This window comes from Streptococcus oralis (assembly GCF_004127215.1).
Classification (GTDB): Bacteria; Bacillota; Bacilli; order Lactobacillales; family Streptococcaceae; genus Streptococcus; species Streptococcus oralis_BD.
In genome coordinates this window covers 123,136-133,951 of the sequence record NZ_QEWJ01000006.1, presented here as the reverse complement: position 1 = coordinate 133,951, position 10,816 = coordinate 123,136, and the positions used below count along the sequence as shown (strand labels likewise).

The 10,816-nt window shown below is 35.3% G+C and carries 5 protein-coding genes; 1 reads left to right on the top strand and 4 read right to left on the bottom strand.

The features are described 5' to 3' along the window. Nucleotides 1–587, top strand: a 587-nt coding sequence (locus DF216_RS06270; protein ID WP_129326299.1) for an IS3 family transposase, incomplete at its 5' end; no start/stop codon positions are given. Between the two features lie 180 nt (nt 588–767). Here the strand turns inward: DF216_RS06270 and DF216_RS06265 are convergent. The 4 genes from DF216_RS06265 to DF216_RS06250 all read right to left on the bottom strand — a co-directional run bounded on the left by DF216_RS06265 (nt 768) and on the right by DF216_RS06250 (nt 10,228). Continuing rightward, nucleotides 768–7,199: a S8 family peptidase gene (locus DF216_RS06265; RefSeq protein ID WP_129326298.1), complete on the bottom strand. Its 6,432-nt coding sequence runs from the start codon at nt 7,197–7,199 to the stop codon at nt 768–770. A 429-nt stretch (nt 7,200–7,628) separates the two neighbouring features. Then, entirely contained in the window at nt 7,629–8,414 is a 786-nt protein-coding gene (locus DF216_RS06260; RefSeq protein WP_129326297.1) for an ABC transporter permease, read from the bottom strand. Nucleotide 8,415: 1 nt separating this feature from the next. Next, the gene (locus DF216_RS06255) at nt 8,416–9,234 is read right to left on the bottom strand and encodes an ABC transporter permease (RefSeq protein WP_129326296.1); all 819 of its coding nucleotides are present in this window, start codon (nt 9,232–9,234) and stop codon (nt 8,416–8,418) included. A gap of 1 nt (nt 9,235) precedes the next feature. Next, complete coding sequence (locus DF216_RS06250; RefSeq protein ID WP_129326295.1) at nt 9,236–10,228, bottom strand: ABC transporter ATP-binding protein; 993 nt, start codon at nt 10,226–10,228, stop codon at nt 9,236–9,238. Nucleotides 10,229–10,816: the final 588 nt, after the last annotated feature.

Below are 10,816 nucleotides of genomic sequence, written 5' to 3'. Positions count from 1 at the left end.
CTCGGATTCGTCGGAAACGAAAGTATTCTTCATACCAAGGAGAGATTGGCAAGAAAGCAGAGAATCTCATTCAACGCCAGTTTGAAGCATCAAGGCCAATGGAAAAGTGCTATACGGATGTGACAGAGTTTGCCATTCCAAATAGCACACAGAAACTCTATTTATCGCCTGTTTTAGACGGCTTTAACAGTGAAATTATTGCTTATCATCTTTCTACTTCGCCCAACTTAGAGCAAGTAAAAATGATGTTGGAACAGGCATTTACAGAGAAACACTATGAAAATACCATTTTACACAGCGACCAAGGCTGGCAATACCAACACGATTCTTATCATCGGTTCCTAGAGAGTAAGGGAATTCAAGCATCTATGTCCCGTAAAGGTAACAGCCCAGACAATGGCATGATGGAGTCCTTCTTCGGTATTCTTAAGTCTGAGATGTTTTATGGTTATGAGAAGTCATTTCAGTCGCTTAACCAATTGGAACAAGCTATTGTGGACTACATTGATTACTACAACAATAAACGAATTAAGATAAAACTAAAAGGACTCAGTCCTGTGCAATACAGAACTAAATCCTTCGGATAAATTAATTGTCTAACTTTTTGGGGTCAGTACAAGACAAGGCTTTTACATATATCTCTTTAAAAGCTCCTATTTTCATAGAAATCTAAATAATATATTTATAAATCAATATTTTCACAAAACTATGTCATCACCTCACAATCTAATCTCAGTACATAAACCATTTTTTCTATAGCTTTTGTCTTAATCTTTATTTTTTCTCTTCAATCCAAGAAAAGCTCCTACTATAAACATTATTCCGGCAGCTAATAGTGTCTGGGCTCCGCTTGCTGTTCCGGTTTTTGGCAACTGATTAGGATTGTTAATAGTTGATTTACTATTGATGTTGGTATTTTTATTAGTTAAGTTCCCTTGTTCATTTAGATAAACGTTCTTGTTAATTTCAAAGTTTTTATCATTTTCATCAGAAACAATACTGTTGACATCATTAGTTGAATTAGATTGTGTTTTTTCTTTCTTTTTCGATACATCAAAAGTAGGTTTATTTTCCTCCTCCTTTTTCTCCTCTATTTTCTTGAATACAGGTTTTATAAGGGTATCTTTTGATAGATTAATAACATAGCCGGCGTCTTTTTTCCCTTCGACACCAGAAATTTCCCAACCATCAAATTGGTATCCTTTTTCTAATTCACCCTTATAGACAGGTAACATAAAATCTTCTTCCGACACTATCGTTGAACTCATTTCTTTTCCATTTTGAATGGTCACGGTTACCCTATGAGGTTTTAATTCACTTACCTCTCCCGTATCTTTGTTTAAAATGAATTCTTTTACGGTTGTATTTCTTGCGAAATCTTTTACAACAACCTTAATGTTTAGTGTCTTATCTGTTAGTTGTTTAATATCATCAAATGATTTGTATTCTTTTCCATTTACATAAATATGTTGTTCTTGAATCTCACCATCGAATCCATTATTTCTTTTATCATTGATGTTAAAGACTACAGATTTTCCGTTAGCATATTCGATACTAGTATTTCCTTTTGGATCAATCTTTACTTCTGGTTTTACATTGTCATATAAAAATTGATAGTGTACTCCAACCGCTTTCGCATTCAAATCGCTATAGCCAGTTTGAAGATAAACATTTCCATCCATATCTGTTACCTTATCTGGAAATCCGTTTGCTTTATAGTCTTTCATTCCCCAGTCCATGATATCACCATCTTTAACATTAAGCTTAATGTTAAAATCTCTAGTGTTATCAATGTGTAAATCTCCATAGATTAAATAATTATCTACAACCGATTCATTAACTCTCAACTCCCAGTTAAAACCACCCTTATCAGAAATCTTACCTCTTAAATAGAATTCTGGATTTCGTACATAAATTTTATTAGATTTAGATGGATTAAAGTAGTTCTTGTCCATCGAAAGATTTACTGGTTTTGCATCAATAAATAACGTAGAGCCATCTTCTTTTATAGCTTCTACATTGGACTTATCCTCTCCTGTGTACTCTTTACCATTCTTACCAAATAATACAAGTTTAGAAGGATCTGTTACAAGATTTCCATCTTTATCGATTGCTTCCCCTTTATCATTCATTTTAAATGTAAACACTTGATACCTTACAATGTTAAAGCCGTCCAAAGCCGACATTAATACTGATTGAGTACTTCTTCCATCTTCAACATTTCTACTATCAGCATAAATTGTTGTTTCTGATAAAACTCTTAGATTAGGATTGGCCTTTTGGATTTTTGCTATATCTTCCTTGTTATAGACTCCATTCCCTTCTAACATATCCGTTTTTCCAGGATTATAGGTAGTCACTTTTAGTGCATAGCCTTTTCTTAGAATGATGTTATCCTTTAATAGATATTGTTGTTTTTCTGAATCAGAATAGATTTTACCAGATTCCATGTCCGTTAAATTGTTTGGTTTATTTTTTGAAAGATCTCCTTCTCCTAATTCTATTACATTCCCATAACTTGATGCATACGGATATTCTGCTTTAGTTTCCTTATTTTTTTCAGGCATTCTAATTTTAGTTTCAGCTTTTATCTGACCATCATCTTTAACAAAGAATCTCATATCTCCTGCAAAAGCTAATCCATCCACAATATCATTAATATTAGCGTATAAATCAAATGTCATCGTTTTTGAGTGGGAATCATACTTGGTCGTTTTGATTTCTATAGATTTATAGTTATTTCCATAGTATACCTTGGCATTTTTAGAAACATTACTGATCTTTCCAAGAATTTCAAAGTGTCCATCTTTAGACGGGCTTAAAACACCATAAATTTTTGATTTGATTTCATCAAGTTTTTCAGTTTCATATTGTAAGGCACTACCATCGTCATAAGCAATAATATTTCCCTTATCATCGTATTTATAATCGTATTCCTCTATTCTCTTACCAGTTTCACTTGTAAAGTCATCAACTTCTCTAAATTTCTTTTTAATGAGTTTCTTTAAGTCTTTGCTTTCAAAATCTCTAATTGTTGAAATTGTTTTATGAATAGTCAAGCTAGATTTTTCTTCGGTAGCCTCTTCATTTTCTTGATGATGTTCTACCTCCGTTGTATCTTTTTTTAGACTATCCTCTTTTCTATTTTCTAAATTCTTAAATTTAGATTCAGGAATTTCTCCAAGCTTTTGGTATTTAGATGAATCCTGATTAGGATCTACTAGATAATAGGAAATCATCCCATTTTCATCAGCATGATCAGCAAATTTAATTCTATGAATCTTTGTGAAATTACTAGAACCGTCTAATGCAATCACTTCAATGATTTTGCCCCTTAAATCTCCTGCACCTTTAATTTCATAAATGGTATTTCCGTCTTTGTCAAGTTTCCTATTTCTTCCTTGACCCTCACCTGCATAAGTTACTTCAAGATTTTTCTCAACCTCTCCATCTTCATTAACAAGAGCAGCGCCAGCATACCAAACTTCGTTGGCAATCTCGTCAAATTTTTCAGGATGTTCTTTTTGATCTCTCGCAAATAGAGTTTCATTCTTGTATTGCTCTTTGACCTTGTGATAAGTATCCTTTGTAATTAACTTAATTTTTTCAGGGTTTGAAAAATCAATTGAAACAATCTTTGGAGGTGTGTTATCAATTTTTACAGGAATATAGGAAACCTGCCATGGGTAATCCTTGGTTAATCTATATTTAAATTTATAGAAATATTGGCCTTCCGCAATCGGTTCAAATTGTCCTCGTATCTTAGTAGCAGGATCTTTTTTGTCATTACTTTCTGGGGCATTTTCTTCTCTACCTCTAGGGTTATAAATGAGTCCATCCCATTTCAAGTCACCCCAAACTTTTAGTTTAGATGATTTAATGCCCTTTGCATCATTTCTTTTAGAGTTTAAAATTCCTTTAATAAAGTGTTCTCTCGAAATGACTTTTAAGTCTCTTTGATTTTCTCCTTCTTTATTTGTATTTACTATTGAAATCACTCCTTCTTCTGCACTTCTTAATACAAGTGGAGAAGGCGTTAATCCTCTCTCAAGTTGAGCATCTTGAGGATTTCCATTTGAATCTAAAGGATAAATTTTAGCAATATTAGAACCACTTGATGACGGTGCGTTGATTCCTTCGTTATTGAAAGCAAATAATTCTGGATTTTGATCTAGGGATGTTATATTTTTATCTTTTCTATTTTGTATAACTCCTGCTGGATTAAATTTATCTATACCATGTTCTCCACCAATCCCCTTATTTAAGGTACCTGGAATTTTTGGTTTACCATCATCATCATAACCTTCCATCGCTTTTGATTTTGACCCTTCTTCCCAAGCCCATTTATCAAGGATTGGTTCGTGGTTCCAATTCCCAGCAAATCCCATTAGAGGCATCGATAAAGAAGGTTGGAAGTTTCTTTTCTTACCGTTGGAGTTTAGAGCTTCCATTTCTTCCACTGACTCAAAATGAATAAATGATTCTACAAATTTATTTTTGTTTTTAGCCTCTCCAACATTTATAACCGCATTTAAATCAAAGCTGGAATTTGGACCAATAGTGAAAGTGTCATGCTCAAATGTGATATTTGCTCCTTTGACTTTTTCTGGGTGAATTTCTGGAACAATTTGCTTCCCGTCCGGAGATTTTTCATCTTTATATGTTTCATCGAGTTTTAGCCTATCAGTTAGAGCATCTGTAGTTACAGTTGATGCAGAAACTTTAAAGGTTAGAGGTCTATTTGAGGTATTGTGAAGCTTGATTGTAAAGTATTTTTTATCACCTTTTATTTCTTTAAGAGAAATGGAACCATATGAATTTACCAAACCTTTAGAATCTGTATTTTTGAAAGTTGCTACAACTTCATTTCTCAAAGCGTTGGCAACATTAATTAGCCCCGCTCCCTGCTGTCTAGGCGATGCAAAGTATTGACTCTTTTCTTTCCAAGAGGTTGCATCCATCATAGGTCTTGCAGTATTTTGTAGAGCTATTTTTGTAAGACTTGTAAGGTCTATTTTGTCATCTCCCTTAAGATTTTTCAAGACAGGTCTTTCAAGCATTTCCTTTAACTTAGGTCTAATCAAAACAGTAGAAGCTGCTACGATTGGAGTTGCCATACTAGTTCCTGACATATAACCATAAGTAGATTTCCCATTAATGACATTGAGAGTGGATTTAATATTTTTACCAGGTGCTGAAACATCCGGTTTTAAAAGTAAATCTGTTCTTGGCCCCCAAGATGTAGACCCTGCTGGAACGATAATATCTTCTTTATAAAGTTCTTTGTCGGTGTCAGGTGCAAATTTAAAGTCAATTTCTTTTTCATCACCTACGTTCGGTTTATTAGAATTATAGCTTTCCATATCAATTGGATAGTATTGTTCTAAGTTATCTTTAAAATCTTCCTTATTATTTCTTTTGACTTCAGTTTTTTTATCAGGGTTAATCATGTTCCATAATTTTACACCATCATCTCCTGAAATTGAAAATACTTGACTTTTAGTCCCTTCATCCGCTTCATATCCCATAGCTGGAAGGTCTGTCCAATTATCTCTATTGTAGTAATTTACAGTATTTACAACCATAATGGCACGTGCGCCTTTATCCGTAGCTCTTTTAAAAGCATCTTTTAAATCCTTGGTATAAATTCTATCCATTACTGCAATTTTGTCCTTAAGATCCAAGCCTATCAAATCTTGGTCTTGACCTTTGCCTATATATACAAATTTTAATTTATTTGGAGTTTTTGAGCCGTCCTCATTTGTTAGGATTTTATTTTTATCAAAAAAAGCCCCTATATTTCTGTATTTAAAACTTTGTCCACCAATGTTAACCTTATCAAACTCAACGGTTTGATTTTTAGCAGAAGCGACCGCTATTGCATCTTCATGTGCGGCAGTTCGTGTTACATTTCCAGTATCTGTCATTTTCAGATTATTATTGGCTACTAAATCCCAAGAAGAACTTGAAGCAGAAGTCGCAAAGTTACCTGTAGCAACAACCATTGGGATTCCAGCTTTTCTTAATGCTCTAATAGCCTCCCAATATTTCTCGCCTGCAAGACCTGTTCCCGTAAAGCCAGATGATACCGAAACAACATCGACATTGTGTTTGATCGAATCTTCAATAGCATGAAACATTGTTTCATCACCCGCAAACCCAGATCCTGCGTCAGAGTACATTTTATAAGAGAAAATTTGTGCATTAGGCGCAATTCCATCTATGCCATTAAAGTTCTTGATGTCTTTTTCAGTATCATTTCCAGCAAGAATCCCTGCAATATGCATCCCATGTGGGTCAAAATAATCCCTTCCATCATCATATTTTTCTACAGTGATTTTACCACCATTATAATAATTGAACGCATGAGGGATTTTATCACTCAACCAATAATTTTTATCAGTGCCTTTTAAGTCATCTTTTTTAAATTTCATTGAGTCTTTGGCATCATCATCGATTCTCATAGCCTTATGCCTATAATCTGTTCCAGTATCGATATTTGAAATAACCATACCTCTACCATCAAAATTTTTCCCAAATGGAGCATTGATAGACTTTAGGTAATCAATAGCTTCCTCAACTCCAATTTCCTTTCTGGCATGATTCATCATTGGTTGGATTTTTTGTGACCTTTCAACCGACGAAACACCTTCTATTTGTTTAATTTTGTCCAAATTATCTGGAGTTGTTTCTATTGCACTACCATTAAAAATCGTATTATAGGTATATAAAACTTTTGTATCCTTAAGTTTTGATAGTTCCTTAATTACTTTTTCTCCAGATTCTTTATCTTTAAATTCAGCAATATAGACAACTTTATCTTCTTTTTTCGGTTTTTCTGTATCTTTATTTACAAATGAGTTCGCATCATTTCCTTTGGATTGATTGGAGTCTTCTTTGATACTTGCTCCTTCGTTACTAGTTTTTTTGTCTATCTCAGACTTTCTACTAACAACTTCTTTTTCCTCAATAACTGTTGTCTTCTTCTCTTCAGTATCCTTTGAAGTTTCTATAACATTATGAATATCTTCAGATCGTTCATTGTTTTCTGTTTCTTTATCTGCTACTACTTTTTCTTTATCAGAAATTCTTAAAGCATCTTCAGAACTAGGTGCATCTGCTAAAATTACCTCATTGGGGGCATATGCTGCTAAAATAACTGCAGCAGTAGTTAATGACAATACCGTACTTTTTTTCATTTTAATTCCTTAATTTTTTATTTTAAACCCAATAGATAGAAAACTTTAACCTTGCTAGCCTTTGTTATAAAAAGTTTTATGACGTATTATCTAGTGGGATAGAGTAGTACATTTATATATAATTGTTAGCTCTCTGAAAAATAGTATATCAATTAAAAAAATTTAAGTCAAGAAAAATTAACACGCATTAATTTATTTTTTAACGTACATTAAAAAATATAAACCCAAAACTTTCGTAGTTAACTGGGATACATTATCAGCACATTCACACCATCAAAAATAGTAGCAATCAACTGGAATAATTGCCAAAATCGCAAAAAGGGGTATGGATAGAATTTATACCTTAATAAACATGAAAAAACAACCGCAATAATTTTCAACGGTTGTTTGTAACATATTTAATTTTTAACTCTCATCCTATTTTATATCTTAAGAACCTGCACTTTCGTAGGCATCCAATCCCCTGTCCCAGAGTTTCAAAGAAATTGCAAAGAAGATAAGGGAAATCAGCATCAAACCACCGATATTAAAGAGCCCATCCTTGTCCTGCAAGAAATAGCTAGCTGGATAGTAGGCTGTAAAGGCGAAAGGCACGATAAAGCTAATCAACCAACGAAGAAGAGAATTGTAAATGGAAATCGGATACTTAGCAAAGTCATTAAACATATAAAAAATGTAAATCATGGCGCCTGACTGCTTGGTCCAAAAAGCGATACTGGCAGTCGCGATTTTCAAGGAAGTATAAATCAAGGTCGCAAAAGGAATGCAGACTAGAAAAATCAGGAATTTTGGAAGAGTCCAAGCAATGCTTGATACTGTTGTCGCAAGTAAAATGCCACCGACCAAGAGTTCACCCAAGGCATCAATCTGAAAGGTCTCAACCAGAATATGAAAAAGAGGATTGATAGGACGCGTCAGGTACTTGTCAAACTCTCCCTTTCGCACCAAGCGCTGCCCCAGTGCCCAGAGATTGTCAAAAAAGAGATGGTCCAGTCCCTTGGGAATCAAGGAAAAACCGTAGATAAAGGCTATCTCTTGAAAGGTCCACCCTTCTAGCGAAGGAATGTGTTGAAAGATGACATTGAGAAACAAGAGATTTAACCCTTGAGTCAGAAAGACTCCCAAGACACCCACCACAAAATCCACCTTGTATTCCATGATTTGCTTGATGTATTGTCTGATAAAAATCAGATGCATGCGTTGATATTTTTTCATACTAACCTCCTTGAATGGTGATGAAGGACTGGACTCGTTTCCAAATCAACTGAGACAAGCCCACCATCACTATGAGCCAGAAAAACTGTAGCAAGAGTGCTTGAAGAATCTGACTGGCATCGTATTTTCCAACAACAATCATAACTGGAGTATAAATCAAGGATGAAAAAGGCAAGAAGGACAGAATATCTGATACGATCTTTGGAAAGAAAGCCAAGGGAATCAAACTCCCAGACATAAAGTCAATCAGAGAATTCTTAAGCAGATTAGAGCCCCATAAATTTTTAAACACAAAGGCTGAAAATCCAAAGCAGATATTAAAGAAAAAGTTGATCAGGTAGGCTAGGATTAAGCTAAAGAGATAAAGGACAGTTAATCCCAGCACTTCTACAATCCCTTGCCCAGATAAGATTTTCATCAAGACAATCACACTCAAGAAAGGAAGTCCGACACTGACAAAAATCAACCACTTGGAACCAAGCTCGGTGAAGAGATAAGAGGCCGCAAAATGCACTGGTCGCAACAAGCGCATGATAATAGAGCCATCCTTGACCTCCTCACCAATCATAAAAGAAGAATCCGACCTAGTCAAAAGATTGGTCACAAAACTCATGATGATGTAGAGGGTGATATCTGCCATACTGAAGCCTTGAATCAAAGACTCTTGCGACGAATCAAAGACTGCCTTCCAGAGATAAAAGGCCACAAAAGCCCCCATGACATCGCCAATCCGATAGAGAATAAAGTTGACTCGATAGGTAATCAACTCCTGAATCCCTGCATTGATAAAGGGTTTATAACGTCTCCACAATTTGACCATCTTAGAGCTCCTTTCGGTAGAAGCGACGGATAATATCCTCAATATCCGTATCCATCATCTTCAAATCTCGAATCTCAAAATCAGACAGGGTTTGCTTGATAATATCAGCTGACTGGTAGCGGGAACTATCGAATTCAATATTAAGGCTATTTCCTTGTCTATCAATGGTCATATCAGGCAGGCCTTCATAGTGAGAAAGGAGATGACTTTGCCCTGGCACCAATTCAAAGGAAAGGGTCTTCATCTTGCCAAAGGTCTCCTTGAGCTGGCTAACCGTTCCATCAAAAATCTCTTGCCCCTTGTCAATCATAAAAATCCGATCACAAAGTTGCTCAATGTCGCTCAGGTCGTGAGTGGTCAAGAGAATGGTTGTTTCTTCCTCTTGATTGATCTGGGTAATTGCCCGACGAATGTTGTCCTTGACCGAAACGTCCAAACCAATAGTCGGCTCATCTAAAAAGAGAACCTTGGGATTGTGAAGTAAGGAAGCCGCAATGTCCGCCCGCATCCGTTGCCCCAGTGAAAGAGTCCGCACGGGATCCTTGATAAATTCCTTCAAATCCAAGACTTCATTTAAAAAGTCCATGCGCTTATGAAAGACCGAGTCCGGCACATCGTAAATCTCTTTCAAAACCGTGTAGGTTTCTTGCAGAGCCAAATCCCACCATAGCTGAGTGCGTTGTCCAAAGACAACCCCAATATCCTTGACATAATCCTGACGATTGTCCTGCGGAATCTTGCCATTAATCCGACAAAAACCAGATGTCGGTTTCAAAATTCCTGTCAGCATTTTGATGGTTGTCGACTTCCCAGCACCATTGGCCCCGATAAAGCCTAAAATCTGGCCCTTTGGTACCTCAAAGGTCAAGTCCTTGACCGCTTCAAAGGTCCGCTTCTCAGGATGAATAAAGGAGCGCAAAGCCCCTTTCAAACCAGGTTCCTTAACTGTCTTCACAAAATTTTTCTGAAGATGTTCCACTTCTATCATTGCCATAAATCTCTCCCTATAGCAAGGAATAGCAACATTGTATTTTTGGCTACAAATATCTAAATCCTTACTTTCTACACCTTCTACATTTTATTACTACAGAAGGCTTTATACCAACCTATTATAGTCCAATAAAAACTAGAATGCAAGCGTTTGCCTATAGATTATGAAATTAGAGATTTCTCTCTTAAAAAAATACTTTTAATCAAAAATTCTGGTTTCATAGTTTCCTTAAAACACCAAAAAACCTGCCTTCACAGGCAGGTTTCATCTGTATTATTCAGCTAGATTAAGCTTTACCTTCTGAACATAGAAGAACAATTCTCCATAATTCCCAATAACACTAACTGTGAGCAAGCAATACAATTTGGCACTCAATCAAACTTTTAAAGTTGAACCGTACTTCCGTATACTTCTAAAAAATAAGTAGCAAATGGGGGGCAAAAACTAAAAGTTGATTTGCCCCTCTCAAATATTTTATCATCCCTCATACTACTAGTATATGCAAATAATGACTTCGTAAAGTATTTGTAAGGAACTCATCTATTTACAGTCACAAATCTACAACCTTATCGTTGACAAATACATATCATT

Coding starts and splice junctions, on each gene's coding strand:
- DF216_RS06265 (WP_129326298.1), bottom strand. CDS start 7,199: ATGAAAAAAAGTACGGTATTGTCATTAACTACTGCTGCAGTTATTTTA.
- DF216_RS06260 (WP_129326297.1), bottom strand. CDS start 8,414: ATGAAAAAATATCAACGCATGCATCTGATTTTTATCAGACAATACATC.
- DF216_RS06255 (WP_129326296.1), bottom strand. CDS start 9,234: ATGGTCAAATTGTGGAGACGTTATAAACCCTTTATCAATGCAGGGATT.
- DF216_RS06250 (WP_129326295.1), bottom strand. CDS start 10,228: ATGGCAATGATAGAAGTGGAACATCTTCAGAAAAATTTTGTGAAGACA.